This is a genomic window from Variovorax sp. FW301-JW7, from assembly GCF_058788795.1.
On sequence record NZ_JBYTBC010000002.1, the window covers coordinates 584,007 to 600,757 of the forward strand.

Below are 16,751 nucleotides of genomic sequence, written 5' to 3' on the forward strand. Positions count from 1 at the left end.
TTCAGTCGGCGGGCGGCTTCGGCGTGCGCAGGCGCCGCAGCCGCACGGTGAGTTCCTTCACCAGCTGAAGCTCCCCGCGCCGCTGCGCCACCTCCAGCGCCTGCGCGAACGAGGCCTCGGCCTTCGCAGAATCGCCGAGCGCCAGCGCGAGCAGACCCTGCAGCCGCCATGCGGCCGTGAATTCGGGGTCGAAGGCGAGCGCTTTCTCGACATGCATCAGCGCCGTGGGCGCGTCATCGCGCCGGTGGTGCGCCAGCGCCAGGCTCATGCGCAGCAGGGCGCCGTCGCGGCCGGCGGCCAGCAGGCGTTCGAGCGCTTCCGGTGAGGGGCCGGGTGGGGTGGGGGCGGCGGTGTTCATGGCGTTCGTTCGACCTTCCTTGAGGGACTTTGAGCGCAGACCGGCGGGCGCGTCAATATCAAAGAATAATCTTTGATATTTAGAAACGCAGGCGCCCCGATGAATCTCCCTACCTCCGTCTGGCTGTTCCAGTCCCTTCACGCGCTGGGCATGGCGCTGTGGCTTTCGATTGCGGTGCGCAACAACTGGCGCGGCTTTGCGGGCTCGGCGTTCGCGGTCGGCGGCACGATGTCGATGGCGCCGTTGCGCGTCGAGCCCGCGATCGACACACCCTTGCTGACGCGCGCCGTCCGCTCGGTGGCGTTGCATCGCGCGGCGCTCGGGGTGGTGCTGGCATTGCAGTTCGGCGCGGCGCTGGCGTTCTGGGCAGGCAGCGCCGCGTTGGTCGTCGGCGGCGACCTGGCCACCGCACGGCCGTGGCTCAACCTGGGGCTCGCCGGCTTTGCCGCCTTCCTCTTCGCCATGCACCTGGGCGGCCCGTGGTTCGCCTACTGGATTCGGCAGGATGGCTTGCAGCTCACGCACCTCGTGCTGTTGCTGTGGGTGCTCGCGGCGTTCTTCCTGTTCAACCTGTCATGGCATTGATGCCGCCTTCGTCCTACGCGCGCCGTGAGGCCACGCCCACAGCCCGCGCGACGGCCAGCACCCACCATCGGTCCCCATGAACAGAGTGATTCTTGCGTTCCTGGGTGTGGCTGCTTGCACAGCGGCCGTCGTGGCCATTGCGGAGCCCGTCAAAGTGCCCATCGACAGCGACGACAAGGGCACGGCCTACATCGCGCCCAACGTGAACTCCACCGAAACCTCGGCCCGCACGAACGGCGCCGCGGTCGGCGTGCAGCGCCCGGATGGCAGTGCGCTGGAGGCCGGCACCGACACGTCTGGCAAGCGGCCCACCTATTCGGTCGGTGCCAAGACCGGCGGCGACGTCTCCTTCTCGGGCGGCGCGCATTCGGATGGCAAGGCCAACACCGGCGTGAAGGCCGGCATCACCATCAAGTACTGATCGGTCAGACCATCGTCGCGTAGACGATGAAGCCCTCGTGCTTCGCGACCTTGTCGTAGAGCGTGCGCCCGGCCGCGTTGGTCGTGTGCGTCTGCCAGTACACGCGCTGTCCGCCCGCGCGGCGCACCGCGTCGTACACGCCCTGGATCAGCTGCCGGCCCACGCCCCGGCCGCGTTCGGACGACTGCGTGAAGAGGTCCTGCAGGTAGCAGGTCGGTTCGATGCGCGTCGTGCTGCGGTGGAACAGGTAGTGCACCAGCCCCACCAGTTGCCCCTCGCGTTCGGCCACCAGCGCATGCACCGGCTCGTACGGATCGAAGAAGCGCTGCCACGTGACCTGCGTGATCGCCTCGGGCAGGGCCGTGGGGCCCTCGCGGCCGTAGAAGGCGTTGTAGCCGTCCCAGAGCGGCTTCCAGGCGGCGAAGTCGTCGGGCGTGGGTGGGCGGATCAGGAGCGCGGGCGTGGTCATGAGGTCAGGGGGCCTTTCCATTGGGCACGGGTGTGTTGCGCGCCACGATGGCGGCGTTGACGGGACAGGCCGGCAGCGCCACCGGCACCGCCGCGGGCATGGGTTCGGGCACCGGCCCCATCGATTTTTCGAGAAAGTCGAGCATTGCGCGCATCGCCGCGCTGTTGTGGCGGCGCTGCGAGTACGCGGCATACAGCCAGTGCTCGTGCGGCATGTGGTCGCGCAGCACCGGCACCAGTGCGCCGCGCTCCAGGTGCGACTGCGCCAGCGGCTCGGGCACGTAGGCCACGCCCACGCCGCGCAGCGCCAGCTCGATCAGCGCCACCGCGTCGTTGGCCTCCATGCGGCTGTGCACCGCCACCTCGTGCGGCTGGCCGTCGGTTTCAAACGGCAGGTGCGTGGTGGGCATCGGCGAATAGCTCAGCACGTCGTGCCGCGCCATGTCCTCGGGCACCTGCGGAATGCCGCGCTGCGCCCAGTAGGCGGGCGACGCGCACACCACCATGTCGAAGCGCACCAGCCGGCGCACGATCAGGTTCATGTCGTCGATGCGCCCGCCCGTCAGGTGGATGTCGATGCCTTCCTCGATCAGGTCGATGTCGTGGTTGGTGAAATTCAGGCTCACGTACACGTCGGGGTAGAGCTTGATGAACTCCGCGATCACGTCCGAGAGCCAGCCCGCGATGAGCCCGTGCGGCGCGCTCATGCGCAGGCGCCCGCGCGGGTGCGAGCCGTGCGCCTGCAGGTCGTTGAGCGTGTTCTCGGCCATCGTCACCAGCTCGGTGCTGCGCTCCAGCAGCACCTCGCCCGCGTCGGTGAGGCTCAGGGAGCGGGTCGAGCGGTTGAGCAGGCGCACGCCGCTGCGCGCTTCCAGCTCGGCCACATAGCGGCTGACCGTCGCCTTGGACATGCCCAGCGACAGGGCCGCGCGGGAAAAGCTGCGCCGGAACGCGACTTCGCGGAACGTTTTGATGAGATCGAGACCATCCATAGATCGGCGCATTGTTCCAGCATCGGGGGAGGGGGCACGGGTCGTAGGGGCATCCCGGTTTTGCGCTGTGAAGGGGGGTGGGGGTGCGTGGCTATACTGCGGCCCGTTGCGCCTGAGGAGGCGCGGCCGGGCTTGGTCTCCCGAAACACCTCTGCGCCCACCTCCCGGAGGCCATGCATGGCGCTCGCTCCCTCGTTACCCGAATCCTCGGCGACTCTCTGCGCCGAATCGCTCGCCCTTCAGGCCTGCGACGACCTCGACAGCTTTCACACGGTGCGCCGCGCGTATGCGTGCATCGAGAAACTCGTCGTGCCGCAATGTGTGAACGACACCGACGATGTGTACCCGACGCGCACCGAACTCGGCGCGCTCGTGCGGCTGGTCAATGAAGAGCTGCAGCGGCGCATCGAAACGGCCGAGGCCACGCTGCAGTCGCTGCGAGCTGCCGTGGGCGGCGCCTAGCTAGGCTGACAGCTCAGGCGGGGCGCTCGCCGTTCTCCGCCGGTGGTTGCGGCTGTCGCTGTTGCAGCGTCGTCGAGATGCCGTAGAGCGCCAGCATGCCGAGCACGTGCCCGATGGCAACGCCCGGCTCCCCCGATTCGATCCGCGCGATCGTCTGGACGTGAACGCCCAGGCGCGCGGCAGCAGCGGCCTGGCCCTCGCCAGCCGTTGTGCGCGCCAGCTTGGCGGCAGCACCGAACGCCTTGATCGCTTGGATCGCGTCGTCTCCGATGTCGGAAGAAATTCGTTTTCCTTGAGCCATGGGGTGATTGTCTCTGGTTGCTGGGGGATGTCTGACATGGGTAGGTACCATCGGTCGGGCGCAGGCGTTGAATTCCCTGCATGAGCATCAAGGCCATCCATGCACTCACGAGCGGTCTCTTTCGGTTTCGCATGCACGCTACTGACTTTCGGCGCTTCGTCCTTCGCGTGCTCGCCTCCTAGCGACCCGACCCTTCGAGCCGAATTCTTCGAGAGTCTCAAGGGCCGCTACAGATTCTGGGCAGTTGTTCTCGGAGAGGAGTCCGTCACGACAAAGGCTGGGCCCTTTCGGCCTGCGGCGACGATGACAGGTCTGCGCGTTCGGATCGTGGAAAGTGCCTACGCAGCGCTTCCCGTGTCGAAAGAGTTCACCTTCGTCGAAGCGGCAATTGGATCGGCTTGTGAGCCGGACTACCGCTCTCTTTCGATCCTCAAATACCCCGTCCGAACAGAGGTGCAGCTGGGCTCTGAGGACCTCGTTGGCATCCGTGTGTTGGGCTTCTCGCGTGCAGCAGCTCGGCAGTGCCCTGAGGCTGCTCTGGTCATGAACACAAAGACTCGCATCGACGGTGAGATCGAATGGGTCGCGATGCCAAAAGCCATACCAACTGGTTACAGCGGCTGTCGGTATTCGTGGTCTCGCTTCACCGGCAGCCGGGCTTCGATGGCACCCGACGCCACCAGTCACTTTCAGAATGGACGTCTGCAATGGCTTCGAACGCCGGAGATGTTGTGTACCTACGAAGCCGGCGCCCTTGTCGCAGGGAAGTCATTCAGCGCGCATATCTGTCCAACGTCGGAAGCCATTGCGTCAGAACGTTGGCGGTTTAATGGAGCCGCAGCAAACCTGAACAGCCCATGATCCTGGACGTCATCTCCCTCAGTCGATCGCTTGTCGACGACGCATGGAACAACCCCGAAAAATGGGAAGCGAACCTTGCCTCTGCGCAAGCGTTGCTCTCGAAGGCGCTCGTTGAATCCCCTGGCAATGTTCTTGCCCTGACGTGCTTGGGCGCAGTGCTTTCCGATCAAGGCAAGCACGAAGAAGCAGCATCCGCTCTGAAGCGTGCGATCGAACTCGGTTCCACCGACCGGAACACTTTCTTCAACCTCGGCGTGGCAACGATGAACTTCGGCTCACGCGCGAAAGCCATGTCTGCATTCCGTGGGGCCGAAGGGCTCCAGGCTTCGCCGCTGTCGTGGCCGGCATACTTTGATGCGCAGGCCCATTGAGCACCCTCCCACCTCAAGCAAGGAGACCCGCATGAGAACGCTGAAAATCATGGAGCACATCTCGCTGGACGGCGTGATCCAGACCTCGGGCGAAGACGGTTTTCCCTACGCGGACTGGACCGCGCCGTACCGCAGCCCCGCCGGCCGGGATGAAGTGCTCGCCGCGCATGGCGGGCGTTTCGACCTGCTGCTCGGGCGTCGCACCTACGACATGTGGTCGGACTACTGGCCCAAGGCACCGAGCAGCGCGATGGCGGACGGACTGAATGCAGCGACCAAGCATGTTGTGACCCACCGTCCCGAAAGCCTTTCGTGGGGCCCGTTCGAAAGCTTGGGGCCGGACGTCGTCGAGGGCGTTCACCGCATCAAGTCGCAGGCGGGCCCGAACCTGATTCTCTGGGGCAGCTCTACGCTGACATCGACACTGCTCGAACACGGTCTTGTGGATGAAGTGCTGCTGGTCGTTTATCCGGTCCTGGTGGGCGCTGGAAAGCGCTTCTTCGCGCAGGGAACCCCACCGCGCTCCCTCGAACTCGTCAGCACGAAAGCCATGCCGTCCGGCCTCCTCGTCAGTGCCTACAAGGTCGCCGGCGCTTTGAAAGCCGGGTAGTCGAACAGCCCGGCAGCGCGAGTGAAATCCGGCGTCACGCCAGACCCATCTGCCCCGTTCGAACTCCTCATGAATACCTCCAGCCTTTCCGCCGCCCGCGCCTATGCACTGCGCGTGCTCCGCGCAGCAGCCACCGCGATCGCTCTGCTGGTGGGATGGGCCGCCGCGCCTGCCGCCGCGCAGTCGCCGGCGGTCACGGCCGGACCGACCACCGTGAAGGTGCCGCCCACCGGCGCGCGCACGTGCCTGGGCTTGCAGCAAGACGGCAGATCGGCCCCTCAGTCGTGCACGGACGCGGGACCGCTGGCCTTGATCCCCAAGCAGGACGGCATGTTGCGCGCGGGCCCACCCGACTACGAGGCGGTGGCCGGCCAACCCTTGACCTCCTGCGTGCGCGACCGGGTGTCCGGGCTGGTCTGGGAGGGCAAGCCCGACAGCGGCAAGCTGGCGTGGATGAGGACACAGGCCGGTCCGCCGGGCACCGGCAAGCTGATCGACAGCTACGGTCCGCACAACGAGCCAGCGCCCGGCAGCCGGGCCAACACCGACGCCTATTCCTACTACGGCGACGGGCGGCCGGGCGATGCCATGGCCTATGTGGCGCAGGTGAACGCGATGCGCCTGTGCGGCTTCACCGATTGGCGCCTGCCCACGGTGGCCGAGCTGTACGGCCTGATCGATCTGGGGGAGCTGATCAACGAACGGGCGGGGCGGTGGCCTGCCGAACAGGCCGCCGTCGATGCGCGATGGCTGCCCAACACCATGCCGGGCCACTACCTGAGCTCCGAGCCGGACGACCAGACCCGCATCTGGTGCGTGAGCTTCAAGCTCGGGTTCGTCTACAGCTGCAACCGCAGGATGGAGAGAAAACCGCAGCCGTTGTTCGTGCGCCTGGTGCGCGGCCCCGAAGTGCCCGAGACCGGCCGCTGGCGCGAAGTGCCCGACGAGCGCGGCGTGCCCGGCGGCGTGGTCGAAGACCGCCACACCGGCCTGGCGTGGCGCCGCTGCGACGAGCCGCAGGTATGGAACGGCCAGCGCTGCACCGGAACGGCCGGGCGCTACCGCTATGTGCAAGCCCTGCAGCACGCCGCCACACAACCGGGTTGGCGCCTGCCCACCATCAAGGAGGTGAACAGCCTCGCGGAGCGCTGGTTCAAGAAGCTCGACATCCCCGCCGCCGATTTCCCGGCGTCCGGCACGCAGCCGCTGCGCGAAGGGTATCGGTCCTCCACCGTCTGCACCGCCGGCCCCGCGACGCGGGAGGCCCGTGCATGGATCGGCGGATGGGTGCTGGGGGGTGGGGGCGATATCTCTTGCGAGGCGCAGCCCATGCCCCTCGGGGTCCGGCTCGTGCGCGAGTGATGTGCAGTGCGCGTCGGTCTCGAAGCAGCGTCGTGAACCTGCTTCCGGGCAAAGGGCGGCCGGGAACAGGCGAGACTCGCTTCACTCATTCACAAGGAACATCTTGATCCACCGCATCCGCACGGCCCTCGTGGCCTGCACCTTGGGCGCCGCGGCATGGGCCGTTTCCGCGCAGGTCAACATCGGCTTCATCGGCACGCTCTCCGGCCCCGGAGCCGCGCTCGGGCAGGAGCAGTACGACGGCTTCATGCTGGCGGTCGAGCAACGCCAAGGCATGCTCGGCGGCGTGCCCGTGACGGTCCTCAAGGAAGACGACCAGCACAACCCCGAGCGCGGGGCGCAGCTGGTGCAGAACCTGATCGAGAAGGACAAGGTCAGCTTCGTCACCGGCGTGACCTTCTCCGACGTGATGATGGCCATGGCCAAGCCGATGGCCCGGGCGGGCATGCTGTTCGTCGGCTCGAATGCCGGCCCCGCGCCGATCGCCGGCAAGCAGTGCAACACCCGGTTCGTCTTCGCCTCGTACCAGGACGAGTACCAGGCCGGGATCGTGGGACGCTACGCGGTCGACAAGGGCTACTGGAAGACGCTGTTCATTGCGCCCGACAACGCCTCGGGCAAGGACCAGCTGCGCGGCTTCAAGCGCTACTACTCGGGCGAGGTGATCAGCGAAATCTACGTCCCGCCCCAGCAGACCGACTACGCGGCGGCGCTGGCGCAGATCCAGCGCGTCGCGCCCGATGCGGTGGTGGCCTTCCTGCCGGGCGACATGGGCGTGAACTTCATCCAGCAGATGAACCGCTCGGGCCTGCTGAGCAAGGTGCCCTTGCTGACCGTGGGCACGGTCGATGGCACGACATTGCCACTGCTCAAGGAGGCCGCGCTTGGTGTGCTGGCCGGCGCGGTCTGGGGCCCCGACCTGCCGAGCCCGACGAGCAAGGCTTTTGTTGCAGCCTTCGAAAAGAAGCACGGGCGCATTCCCTCGCAGTACGCGGCGCAAGGTTTCGATGCGGCGCTCCTGATCGACAGCGCATTGAGGGAGACCAAGGGCTCCGTCGCCGATCGCGGTGCCTTGCGCAACGCGCTCAATGCCGCCAACTTTGCGTCGGTGCGCAGCGGCTTCAAGTTTCTGCGCAACGGGTTCCCGGTGCAGGACGGGAACATCTTCGTGGTCGCGAAGGATGCACAGGGCCGCACGTCGCTCAAGCGGATCGCCACGCCGCTGGAGGCGAACCCGGATGGGTACTGGAACGAGTGCCGGTAGGGGAGGCGGCCGGGACATGTCGCTCGCCGGGTCTTCGGCTCGCACGCTGCGAGCCGAAGATCCCTCGGCGCTCTCTCAGGGTGCCAGCGTGAGCTTGAAGATCTGGTTGCCGTTGGAGGCGCCCACGTAGACGCTGCCGTCGTTGGCCACTGCCACGCCGATCGGGAAGTTGAACGCCATCGCCGCGCCGGTGCTGTCGCGCAGCGTGCTGATCTCGCCCGCAGGCGTGACCACGCGCGCCACGCCGTCCCAGGCATGGGTCAGGAACACGTTGTCGTGCGCATCCACCGTCACGCCGTAGGAGAAGCCGAGCTTGGCCGGCGTGGCGGCCGTTCCGTCGACCACGCCGCCGTTGGCGCAATCGCCCAGCAGCGTGCTCACGGTGGCGCTGGCCACGTCGATCTTGCGCAGGCACAGGCTGTCGGTGTCCGTGTCGTACAGCGTGCGGCCGTCGCGGCTGATCGCCAGGCCTTGCGGGCGGGCGAACTGGGCAGCGGTGCCGACCCCGTCCAGGTTGGCCTGCGTGCCGTCGCCCGCGAGCGTGCTCGTGGTGCCATCGGCTGCGACCTTGCGCACGCGCTTGTTTCCGAGGTCTGCCACGAACAGATTGCCTGCACCGTCGAGCGCGATGCTGGCGGGGTTGTTGAACATCGGCGTGGCCGGGCTGTCGGCATAGCCGCTCGTGCCACCGCCGACCCAGGTGCTGTAGGTCGTGGCGTTGGGGGCGATCTTGTTGATGCGGTGCTGGTCGCTCACGTACAGGGTGCCGTCGGCGGCCAGTGCCAGGCCATACGGCGTATTCATGGTCGACCCCGGCGTGACTTCGGTGCCGGTGCCGCTGGCCGTGTCGATGCGGTAGACCGAGCCGTTGCCGCCCATGGCCACGTAGAGGTTCGCGCCGCTGGCGTCGAGGACGAGCTGGTAGGGGTGGTTGTAGGTCACGCCGGTGGTCGCCAGCACGGTGGCGACCCAGGGTTTGACCGTGAGCGTGGCGGCATGGCTGGTCACGCTGCCGCTGGCGCCCGTCACCTGCACGCGCAGCTGCTGGCCGCTGTCGGCCAGCTGGTTGGCTGGCGTGGTGAAGCTGTCGCCGGTGGCGCCGGAGACATCGGTCCAGCTGGCACCGCCATCCGCGCTGCGCTGCCACTGGTAGGCCGTGGCGCGCGTGGCCTGGACCTTCAGCGTGGCGGCCACGCCCTGGCCCACGGTGGTGTCGGAGGGCTGCGTCGTGATGGCGGGCGTGGTGTCTTCCGGTGTGGGCGGCGGTGTGTCCTGGGCTGCAGGCGCAGGGGCCGGTGCTGGCGCGACAGCGAAGCCGGGGAAGCCGCCGCCTCCGCCCCCACCCCCACCGCAAGCCACCAGCGCGAGGTTCATCATCAGCAGCGCGGCGGGTGTGCGCCATGCACGGAAAACGGGGCGAGGGGTGTTCATGAGAGGCCTTCCTTTTTTCAGCTGGAGTGGATGAGAAGGCCTCCACGGTAGGGTCGGTGCTACCTGCAATCCAGTGTCGAAGGTCATCGACCTGGCGAGAAAAAAAGTGCTCAGGAGCGCTTGCGTGCGTGCGTCGTGTCGTGCGGGGTCAGCGAGGCCAGGGCCTGCAGCAGCCTGTCGGCGGCCACGGGTTTGAGCAGCACCTGCAGCCCGGATTCGAGCATCTGCTGCTGTCGCCGCGGCGCGGTTTCCCCGGTGATCAACAGCACCTGCAAGCCGGGGCCGAAGCGTGCGCGCAGGCGCAGCGCAGCGGCCAGTCCGTCGGCACCGTCGGCCAGGCGCACGTCGCACAACAGCACGTCGACCGGGGCACTTTCATGGGGGGCCTGCACCAGCACGGCCTCGGCTTCGGCCTCGCTGGCCACGGCGTCGATGCGCACGCCGTGGGCCTGCAGCAGCCCGGTGACGGCCTGGCGGATCGCGGCTTCGTCGTCGATGAGCAGCACGCGCTGCGGCAACGGCAAGGCAGCGTCCGGGCGCACGGCGAGCGGCGCGACGCCCGAGGCCGACACCGCCGGAAGCACCAGGCGAAAGCGGCTGCCGTGGTCCAGGCGCGAGCGCACCTGCAATGGGTGCGCCATCAGGCGCGAGAGCCGGTGCACGATGGACAGGCCGATGCCCAGCCCCTGCGCGCGGTCGCGCCCCGGATTCCCGACCTGGTAGAACTCGTCGAAGATGCGGCCCAGGTGCTCGTGCGGAATGCCGATGCCGGTGTCGCAGACGTCGATCCACACCAGCGGCCCGCGCGCACGGGCGGCCACCACCACGCCGCCGCGCGGCGTGTACTTGAGCGCGTTGTCCACGAGATTGGACAGCAGCCGCTGCAACAGCTGCGGGTCGCTCAGCACCCAGCACGGCGTGGCGCGCAATCGCAATTGCAGGTCCCGGTCGGTCGCCTGGGCCGCGAACACGTTGTTGAGCGCGAGGAACAGCGGGTTGAGTTCCACGGGGCGGATCTGCGGCGACACCTCGCCGGCGTCCAGCCGCGAGATGTCGAGCAGGGTGTCCAGCGAATCGCCGAGCGTGCCGACCGCATCCATCAGCCGCGCCGCGTGGTTCCATTCGTCGCTGCCCTGGAGCTTCTTCTCGATGACGGCGCCGAACAGCGCGATGGCGTGCAGGGGCTGGCGCAGGTCGTGGCTGGCGGCGGCAAGGAAGCGCGTTTTTTCCTCGCTGGCGCGCTGGGTGGCGGCAATCTGGTGGCTCAGTTGCTCGGCCAGCGCCTCCTTCTCGAAACGCATGGTCAGCGCGGCGGTCAGCAGCCGGTGGTGCTGCAGCGCGAAGATGATCATGACGCCCATGTACAGCAGGCAGCCGGTGGCCAGGAACAGGTGCACGGTGTCGCCGCGCCAGGCCAGCGCCAGGGTCAGGCTCGCCATGCTGGGCACGATGAAGCGGGGGATGTTGCGCTTGAGAACGGCCAGCGACAGCGCACCGCCGGCGCAGCCGCCCATCATCATGACGATCACCATCACCCACAGCCCGAGGTTGCGCCCCGGCGGCACGCACAGCCAGGGCGCCAGGCCCCAGACGCAGGAGCGCATCAGCACGTTGCGTGCATTGAAGCGGGCCCAGTACTCGGGGTGGGCCGCCGCATCGGGGCTGCGCTGGTAGCGCCGGTACGCGCGCCGCAGCGTCAGTGCCAGGTGCAGCGCCATCCACAGCAGCACCTGCCAGCGCCGCGTGGCCACGAACAGGCCGATGCCCAGCGTCTGCGCCGTGAGGAAGTCCGCGAGGTAGGCGGCCGGCGCGTTGGCATGCACCGTGGCCACCTGCTCGCGCAGCACCCGCTGGGCCAGCGCGGGCGGATGCAGGTCGTCATTCATCGCAGGCATGCGGGCATCGCCACGTCGAAGGCCGCACCGCGCGCGGGGATCACCTCAGGCTGCTGATGAGCTGGGCCCGCGAGCGCATGCCGAACAGCAGCAACAGGGTGGACACATGGTTCTTGACCGTGCCCTCGGTCAGGCGCGAGAGCTGCGCGATCTCCTTGTTCGACTTGCCGGCCAGCAGCCAGTCGAGGATCTCGACCTGGCGCGCATTGAGCTGCGGCTGCGGCTGCAATTCGGCCGTCGCCGGTTGCGTGTGCGCAGTGACGGGAGCCGCAGGCAGCCGGGCTGGCATGCCGACCAGGTCGTTGTCCCGCACGTAGCGCAGCACCTCGCCCAGGTGACCGGTCTTGGGCAGGAAGGCCTGCGCCCCGAGCGCCATCGCCCCCTGCAGCAGCGCGTGGCTGTCCTTGCCCGAGAGCACGACCACGCGCGATGCGGGAAAGGCGCGCTTGAAGCGCACGAGGGTGTCCAGTCCCTGGGAGTCGGGCAGGTCGAGATCGAGCAGCACCAGGAAGTGCGACGCGACATGGAGTTCGTACAGGTGCAATGCGTCGGCGAGGCAGCGTGCCTCGTACACCGGCACGCTGCCGGTCTCTGCCAGCAGCAGTGCCCGCAGGCCCAGTCGCACCAACTCGTGGTCGTCGACCACCAGGATGCCCCGCGCGGGGATGGCAATGCCGGCCTCGCTGCGCAACGGTGCGGCATGTGACGGCAATGGTGTGGCAGTGGCCATGGTCCGGGCATGTTAGTGCGGACGATCTCGAACCTGAAATGACCAAAGTCATGAGGACGCTGGTCGTGACAAGTCGAACGACATACGCATGAAGGCATATGCCGTGGGGGCATTCCGTTGCGGCGACCTGCTTGCTGCGTGCGTCGCCTTCCTCACCGGTCGCCCTGCGCAGTGATCGTCGATGGCAACTGCGTGCCTGACTGCCGCTCGGAAGACCATGGTGGCCGGCTGTAGTCCAAGCCGTGTCGTTGTCGAAGCGCTCGCGAACCTTGCAGGCCCTGCCGCAGTCAAGAACCCAGGACAGCTTCGGCGCAGCGCCGACCCAGAAGCGGGGCAAGGATCACGCCGGGGTGCGCGACCACGGCATACAAGCCGTCGATCTTTCCCACAGCGCCGCAAAGTGGCCTGCCGTCGGTGGTCATGGGACGTTGCACGGCGTTGATGGACAGAAGCGATGGCACCGTCGCGGCCCCAAGCAGATGCGCAATGGCGTTGCCCGTTCGCGCGGCAAGGGCAGGAAGGCCGGCCTCGCCTTCTTCTGGACAGTCGGCAGCAGACACAAGGCCGCCTCCCAGGGCGGGGCGCAGCTCCATGTCCCGCGCGCAGATCAGGTGGCGAATGCCCTGCGCCTGCGCACCGAATCGAATCAACACGGCCGGCGATGCATGGACCGGAAGGTCGACGCCGACCGTTGCGGCCAGCGTGCGCGCGCCATGGCCGTTGGCGAGCACCACCGTGTCGGCAGGCAGTGTCTGCCCGTCGATCACGACACCTGTGATCCGACGGCCTGCGGCTTCGATGGCTTGAGCCGTTCCGTGGCGGATGCGTGCCCCCGCAGCCTGCGCGCCTGCCAGCAGCTGGCGTGCGAAGGCGGCGGGCTCCAACGCGAAGTCGCCGGGCGCCCAGGCAGCGAGCGGGGGTGGCTCTGCAAGCAGCGGTTCCATTTCGGCGACCTGGGCGCGAGTGAGTCGCTCCATCCGTGTGCCGGCGGCTCGATGCTCGGCAATCATGGCGGCCGTTTCATCTTCCGTAGACCTCCAGAGCAGCGCGCCGCGCGCTGCGATCGGCAACGGACCGAGTTCGCGCTCGAGCCGGGCGAACTCTTCCAGCGCCCTCAACCTCTGGGCGAAGGCTGCCGGGTTGTCGGAAGGCGTGCTCGCGCTGGCGCCGACCCATCCGAAAGACGAGGCGGTCGCAGAAAAGAGATCGTCGGGGGCGCGTTCAATCAACGTGACTGCAGCACCTGCCCTGGACAGATGCCACGCGGCTGACGCACCCAGGATGCCGCCGCCCACCACGATGACCTTGCTTCTGTGTTTCACGGAAGGGGCGGGCTCGACGGCCGAGCCAGCACAGGCGCTTCATGCCGTGACGCCACTTCGGGCACGCCATCCAGCGTGGCCCGCGCCCTGGCAAAGCAATCCACGTCGGCCGGCAAGGCCACACCGCTTTGCGCAGAGCGGGTCCAGATGTGGCTCGTGAGTTCGACCGCATTCGGATCGTCATAGCACCCGCGCGAGATGGCACGCACGTCGGGCCAGCGTTCGAAGGTCAGGCCGATCGTCGTGCCGCACGAGGGGCAGAAATGAACGAAGACCTGCTTGTGGCTGCCATCCGAGTGATGTGCGTACTGCCGCAGTTCGCCGTCGTTGAACTGCACGTCGTCCATCGGAAAGAGGGACTCGGCGTAGAACGACGTGCCGGTCATGCGCTGGCAGAAGCTGCAATGGCAGGCGAACGTGCGCAGCGGCGGCTGGCTCGTGCTGAATCGGACCTTGCCGCAGAGGCAACCCCCTTCAAGTACAGCTGGCATACGGCACCCAAAAAGAGAGGATTCTGCCCCGATGGATCAGGGCCGATGCCGCGCTCAGGCCAGCCCCAGCTCCTTGGCCTCGGCTTCGTAGTTCGGGTAGGAGGCCTTCATCGTCGCGCCATTGAGGATCATCTCGGCCACGAGCGTGCGCGACGGCATCTCGTACACCCGGGTGCGTATCCACACGGATTCGGTGCGCGCGCTTTCGCTCAGCGCGATGATTTCGCGTTCCAGTTCGTAGTCCTGATCCACGAAGAGCGGGCCCTTGATCAGGCGAATCTCCTGCCCGGCGAACAGACCCACCGCCGGCTTGCGGCCACTCAGTTGTGCCTCGGCGCTGGTGGAACCGAGCAGCACGCTGATCATCTCGGTCGGGATGATCGCCCGGCCCCACGGCGAACCCTTGCCGCCTTCGGGCGTGTACCAGTCGCAGGGCTCGGTGATGACCTTGAGCTTGTCCGCCAACGTGAAGGGGTAGTGGTCGCCCATGTGCTGGTCGAAGCCCATGCGGATCTTCTCGACGACGGCGCCGCGCTGGCCCACGCGCAGGTCGCGGTTGATGACCAGGCCCTGGGCCGGGCGCAGCTTCGCGATGCGCTGGCGCAGCTCGTGCGGGTGCTGCGACGCATCGCCGATCGATGCGGTGCCGGTCAGCACCGGCGTGCCGTCGGCCTTCTCGGCACGCAGGCGCACGAAAGTGGCGCCGGGTGCGGGCAGGTCGACAAAGGCACGCACCGATTCGCCCTCGACCACCATGTTCTGGTAATGAGCGCTGATGCAGCCGGTCTCGAACCAGGCCTGGCCGAACACGTGGAACAGCAGGGGATCGAACTGGCTGAAGTGCGTCGGCCCCTCGATCGGCCCGGCGCGCAAGCCCAGGTTTTCCGCCGTCGCGTCGTCGTGGATCGACTTGTGGTCGTCGTAGGTCTGGTCGGCCAGCATCTGGCGCGGCTGGCGCAGCGGGCCGCACAGGCCCAGGGCGGTGGTGGTGAAAGGCGAGGTCATGGGGGAGGGCTCCGTGTAGCAGGCGGCAGGCGGCAGTCGAATTCGCGATGATGGCAAAGACTGTGCGCTGCGCCTGTCGCCTAGGGAACGCCTGAGGCGGCCGCGCAGGCCCACGCGGTCAGCGCACCACCATCGCCAGGAAAACCACGATCAGCAAGGCCAGGTAGACCTTGGCGTGGAGTCGGTCTGGAATGCGCCCGATCCACAGCGCGGCGACGCGAATGCCGATCCAGGAGCCCACCACGAGCGTCGCCGCTGCGCGCACGTCGACGTACCCCAGATGCCATGGCCCGAACGACGGCGTCGATGTGGTCGACAAGGCCACGTAGGTGGCCGTGCCCGCCAGCGCCACCGGCAGGGACAGCGGGTTGGCCATGGCCGTCGCGCGGCGCATCTCGATGCCGCGGCGGCGCATGAGGGGCACCGTCATCACGCTGCCGCCGACCCCGAGGAATGCGGCGATGCCACCGATCACCAGCCCCGACAGCGTCGTGGCCGTGGCAGAGGGCGCGGCCTTGGGCGCCGCAGCCGGCGAAAGAAAGCCGGGCCGGAGCCAGCAGTCCCCGATGGTCAGCGCGAGGTACGCCGCAAATGTCCAGCGCAGCCATTCCCCATGCACCGCGGTGGCGGCCAGCGCACCCAGCACCGCGCCGGCACCCAGGGCGCCCAGCAGCGGCCGGACTTGCGACCAGTCGAGCGTCCCCGCACGCTGATGGCGCCAGGTGGCCAGCAGTGCGCCGAAGATCATCACGCACGTGGAGGTGGCGACGGCGATCTGCATGGCCGACTGCCCGACGGCGCTGTCAGGCGCGTTCAGCTGGGACAAGAGCTGGTACAGCAACGGGACCACGACGAACCCGCCACCGAAACCGAACAGCACGGTGGTGACGCCCGTCAGGCATCCACACACCACCAACAACAGATACAACGACACGAGAAGCTCCATCGACACAGAAAGAAGCCTCGAGGCTAGAGCGGGGTGGCTTGGCGCGCGTGCGCGCTTCGGTCAACAATATTTGCGTTCCGGCCAACCCACCGATTCGCTGTGCGCAACCAGTCCCTCGACGCCCTCGACCTCACGCCGCGTGCCGTTCTGGCCATCGGCACCGACTACGCGCCGGGCACCGTGCTCGAAATGCACAGCCATCGCCGCGCCCAGTTTCTTTACGGCGCCACCGGGCTGATGGAGGTGGGCACGGACGATGGCGCGTGGGTCGTCCCGCCCCACAGCGGCGTGTGGATTCCCGCCGGCAAGCCGCACCGGGTGAGGATGGTGGGCGTCAGCACCCGCAGCCTCTACATCGAGCCCGCGTCGGCACCGCGCGGCGGTTCGCTGTGCGAAGTGCTGGCGGTGTCGCCCTTGCTGCGGCAGCTGCTGATCGAGGCCATCGACGTGCCGGCGCTGTATGACGAGCGGGGCCGCGATGGCTTGCTGATGTCGCTGCTGCTGCAGGAGGTGCGCCGTGCGGCTGCATTGCCCTTCTTTGCGCCGCTGCCCAGCGATCAACGTCTGGCGGCGTTGTGCATCGCGTTCCTGCACCAGCCCGACGTGCGCACGCCTCCGCTCGCCTGGGCGCGGCAACTGCACCAGAGCGAACGCACGTTCAGCCGGTTCTTTCGCTTGCACACGGGCATGACGTTCGCCGAATGGCGCAGCCAGGCCTGCCTGCTTTCGGCCATGGCCCAGTTGGCCAGGGGCCAGTCGGTGACCACCGTGGCGCTTCAGCTGGGCTACGACAGCCCGGGCGCCTTCTCCACGATGTTCCGAAAGCGGCTCGGGCAGAATCCGTCGGCGTTCATGGCGACGTGACGTGCCTCATGG

General features: G+C 67.7%; 20 protein-coding genes. 9 read left to right on the forward strand and 11 right to left on the reverse strand.

All coding sequences use genetic code 11. The features are described 5' to 3' along the window. Position 1: 1 nt before the first annotated feature. A complete protein-coding gene (locus AC3WQM_RS07720; protein WP_062481904.1) occupies positions 2-358 on the reverse strand; it encodes a tetratricopeptide repeat protein in 357 nt (118 codons plus the stop codon). Between the two features lie 99 nt (positions 359-457). Between AC3WQM_RS07720 and AC3WQM_RS07725 the strand changes: the two genes are divergently transcribed. Both AC3WQM_RS07725 and AC3WQM_RS07730 read left to right on the forward strand, forming a co-directional pair. Beyond that, positions 458-943: a DUF2165 family protein gene (locus tag AC3WQM_RS07725; RefSeq protein ID WP_492677706.1), complete on the forward strand. Its 486-nt coding sequence runs from the start codon at positions 458-460 to the stop codon at positions 941-943. 76 nt (positions 944-1,019) lie between these two features. Further along, positions 1,020-1,364 (forward strand): hypothetical protein, encoded by a 345-nt coding sequence (locus AC3WQM_RS07730; RefSeq protein ID WP_492677708.1) that lies wholly within the window; start codon positions 1,020-1,022, stop codon positions 1,362-1,364. Positions 1,365-1,368: 4 nt separating this feature from the next. On the opposite strand, the gene AC3WQM_RS07735 is transcribed toward AC3WQM_RS07730, so the two are convergent. Together AC3WQM_RS07735 and AC3WQM_RS07740 are read right to left on the reverse strand one after the other, a co-directional pair. Further along, on the reverse strand, positions 1,369-1,833 hold the full coding sequence (locus AC3WQM_RS07735) for a GNAT family N-acetyltransferase (RefSeq protein WP_070061748.1): 465 nt from the start codon (positions 1,831-1,833) through the stop codon (positions 1,369-1,371). Between the two features lie 4 nt (positions 1,834-1,837). Further along, complete coding sequence (locus AC3WQM_RS07740; protein WP_491513727.1) at positions 1,838-2,824, reverse strand: LysR family transcriptional regulator; 987 nt, start codon at positions 2,822-2,824, stop codon at positions 1,838-1,840. Between the two features lie 177 nt (positions 2,825-3,001). On the opposite strand from AC3WQM_RS07740, the gene AC3WQM_RS07745 reads away from it, so the two are divergent. Further along, entirely contained in the window at positions 3,002-3,286 is a 285-nt protein-coding gene (locus AC3WQM_RS07745) for a hypothetical protein (RefSeq protein ID WP_492677710.1), read from the forward strand. Between the two features lie 13 nt (positions 3,287-3,299). Here the strand turns inward: AC3WQM_RS07745 and AC3WQM_RS07750 are convergent, their stop codons facing one another. After that, positions 3,300-3,587, reverse strand: coding sequence for a helix-turn-helix domain-containing protein (locus tag AC3WQM_RS07750; protein ID WP_492677712.1), 288 nt, complete (start codon positions 3,585-3,587; stop codon positions 3,300-3,302). 303 nt (positions 3,588-3,890) lie between these two features. On the opposite strand from AC3WQM_RS07750, the gene AC3WQM_RS07755 reads away from it, so the two are divergent. The 5 genes from AC3WQM_RS07755 (at position 3,891) to AC3WQM_RS07775 (ending at position 8,055) form a co-directional block, all read left to right on the forward strand. After that, positions 3,891-4,448 (forward strand): hypothetical protein, encoded by a 558-nt coding sequence (locus tag AC3WQM_RS07755; RefSeq protein WP_492677714.1) that lies wholly within the window; start codon positions 3,891-3,893, stop codon positions 4,446-4,448. Next, positions 4,445-4,819 (forward strand): hypothetical protein, encoded by a 375-nt coding sequence (locus AC3WQM_RS07760; protein WP_492677716.1) that lies wholly within the window; start codon positions 4,445-4,447, stop codon positions 4,817-4,819. The genes AC3WQM_RS07755 and AC3WQM_RS07760 overlap by 4 nt, the downstream gene beginning before the upstream one ends. A 31-nt stretch (positions 4,820-4,850) precedes the next feature. Further along, a complete protein-coding gene (locus AC3WQM_RS07765; RefSeq protein WP_492677718.1) occupies positions 4,851-5,429 on the forward strand; it encodes a dihydrofolate reductase family protein in 579 nt (192 codons plus the stop codon). 114 nt (positions 5,430-5,543) lie between these two features. Continuing rightward, positions 5,544-6,791, forward strand: a complete 1,248-nt coding sequence (locus AC3WQM_RS07770) for an Lcl C-terminal domain-containing protein (protein ID WP_492677720.1) — start codon at positions 5,544-5,546, stop codon at positions 6,789-6,791. A 103-nt stretch (positions 6,792-6,894) separates the two neighbouring features. Then, positions 6,895-8,055: an ABC transporter substrate-binding protein gene (locus tag AC3WQM_RS07775; protein WP_492677722.1), complete on the forward strand. Its 1,161-nt coding sequence runs from the start codon at positions 6,895-6,897 to the stop codon at positions 8,053-8,055. 75 nt (positions 8,056-8,130) lie between these two features. Here the strand turns inward: AC3WQM_RS07775 and AC3WQM_RS07780 are convergent, their stop codons facing one another. From AC3WQM_RS07780 to AC3WQM_RS07810, 7 genes are all read right to left on the reverse strand, one after another. Next, positions 8,131-9,486: a DUF8696 domain-containing protein gene (locus AC3WQM_RS07780; protein ID WP_492677724.1), complete on the reverse strand. Its 1,356-nt coding sequence runs from the start codon at positions 9,484-9,486 to the stop codon at positions 8,131-8,133. 110 nt (positions 9,487-9,596) lie between these two features. Further along, complete coding sequence (locus AC3WQM_RS07785) at positions 9,597-11,381, reverse strand: ATP-binding response regulator (protein WP_492677726.1); 1,785 nt, start codon at positions 11,379-11,381, stop codon at positions 9,597-9,599. 40 nt (positions 11,382-11,421) lie between these two features. Further along, entirely contained in the window at positions 11,422-12,111 is a 690-nt protein-coding gene (locus AC3WQM_RS07790; RefSeq protein WP_489061846.1) for a response regulator transcription factor, read from the reverse strand. Positions 12,112-12,398: 287 nt separating this feature from the next. Further along, positions 12,399-13,433: an NAD(P)/FAD-dependent oxidoreductase gene (locus AC3WQM_RS07795; protein WP_492677728.1), complete on the reverse strand. Its 1,035-nt coding sequence runs from the start codon at positions 13,431-13,433 to the stop codon at positions 12,399-12,401. Continuing rightward, positions 13,430-13,924 (reverse strand): GFA family protein, encoded by a 495-nt coding sequence (locus tag AC3WQM_RS07800; RefSeq protein WP_492677730.1) that lies wholly within the window; start codon positions 13,922-13,924, stop codon positions 13,430-13,432. The genes AC3WQM_RS07795 and AC3WQM_RS07800 overlap by 4 nt, the downstream gene beginning before the upstream one ends. Positions 13,925-13,978: 54 nt before the next feature. Next, the gene (locus AC3WQM_RS07805; RefSeq protein WP_492677732.1) at positions 13,979-14,929 is read right to left on the reverse strand and encodes a hypothetical protein; all 951 of its coding nucleotides are present in this window, start codon (positions 14,927-14,929) and stop codon (positions 13,979-13,981) included. Positions 14,930-15,047: 118 nt separating this feature from the next. Next, positions 15,048-15,875, reverse strand: coding sequence for a sulfite exporter TauE/SafE family protein (locus AC3WQM_RS07810; RefSeq protein ID WP_492677734.1), 828 nt, complete (start codon positions 15,873-15,875; stop codon positions 15,048-15,050). Between the two features lie 99 nt (positions 15,876-15,974). On the opposite strand from AC3WQM_RS07810, the gene AC3WQM_RS07815 reads away from it, so the two are divergent. Further along, positions 15,975-16,739 (forward strand): AraC family transcriptional regulator, encoded by a 765-nt coding sequence (locus tag AC3WQM_RS07815; RefSeq protein WP_492677736.1) that lies wholly within the window; start codon positions 15,975-15,977, stop codon positions 16,737-16,739. Positions 16,740-16,751 lie beyond the last annotated feature (12 nt).

Bases quoted from the DNA above. Each gene is read 5' to 3' on its own strand.
- AC3WQM_RS07720 (WP_062481904.1), bottom strand. From the start codon at position 358: ATGAACACCGCCGCCCCCACCCCACCCGGCCCCTCACCGGAAGCGCTC.
- AC3WQM_RS07725 (WP_492677706.1), top strand. From the start codon at position 458: ATGAATCTCCCTACCTCCGTCTGGCTGTTCCAGTCCCTTCACGCGCTG.
- AC3WQM_RS07730 (WP_492677708.1), top strand. From the start codon at position 1,020: ATGAACAGAGTGATTCTTGCGTTCCTGGGTGTGGCTGCTTGCACAGCG.
- AC3WQM_RS07735 (WP_070061748.1), bottom strand. From the start codon at position 1,833: ATGACCACGCCCGCGCTCCTGATCCGCCCACCCACGCCCGACGACTTC.
- AC3WQM_RS07740 (WP_491513727.1), bottom strand. From the start codon at position 2,824: ATGGATGGTCTCGATCTCATCAAAACGTTCCGCGAAGTCGCGTTCCGG.
- AC3WQM_RS07745 (WP_492677710.1), top strand. From the start codon at position 3,002: ATGGCGCTCGCTCCCTCGTTACCCGAATCCTCGGCGACTCTCTGCGCC.
- AC3WQM_RS07750 (WP_492677712.1), bottom strand. From the start codon at position 3,587: ATGGCTCAAGGAAAACGAATTTCTTCCGACATCGGAGACGACGCGATC.
- AC3WQM_RS07755 (WP_492677714.1), top strand. From the start codon at position 3,891: ATGACAGGTCTGCGCGTTCGGATCGTGGAAAGTGCCTACGCAGCGCTT.
- AC3WQM_RS07760 (WP_492677716.1), top strand. From the start codon at position 4,445: ATGATCCTGGACGTCATCTCCCTCAGTCGATCGCTTGTCGACGACGCA.
- AC3WQM_RS07765 (WP_492677718.1), top strand. From the start codon at position 4,851: ATGAGAACGCTGAAAATCATGGAGCACATCTCGCTGGACGGCGTGATC.
- AC3WQM_RS07780 (WP_492677724.1), bottom strand. From the start codon at position 9,486: ATGAACACCCCTCGCCCCGTTTTCCGTGCATGGCGCACACCCGCCGCG.
- AC3WQM_RS07785 (WP_492677726.1), bottom strand. From the start codon at position 11,381: ATGCCTGCGATGAATGACGACCTGCATCCGCCCGCGCTGGCCCAGCGG.
- AC3WQM_RS07790 (WP_489061846.1), bottom strand. From the start codon at position 12,111: ATGGCCACTGCCACACCATTGCCGTCACATGCCGCACCGTTGCGCAGC.
- AC3WQM_RS07800 (WP_492677730.1), bottom strand. From the start codon at position 13,924: ATGCCAGCTGTACTTGAAGGGGGTTGCCTCTGCGGCAAGGTCCGATTC.
- AC3WQM_RS07805 (WP_492677732.1), bottom strand. From the start codon at position 14,929: ATGACCTCGCCTTTCACCACCACCGCCCTGGGCCTGTGCGGCCCGCTG.
- AC3WQM_RS07810 (WP_492677734.1), bottom strand. From the start codon at position 15,875: ATGGAGCTTCTCGTGTCGTTGTATCTGTTGTTGGTGGTGTGTGGATGC.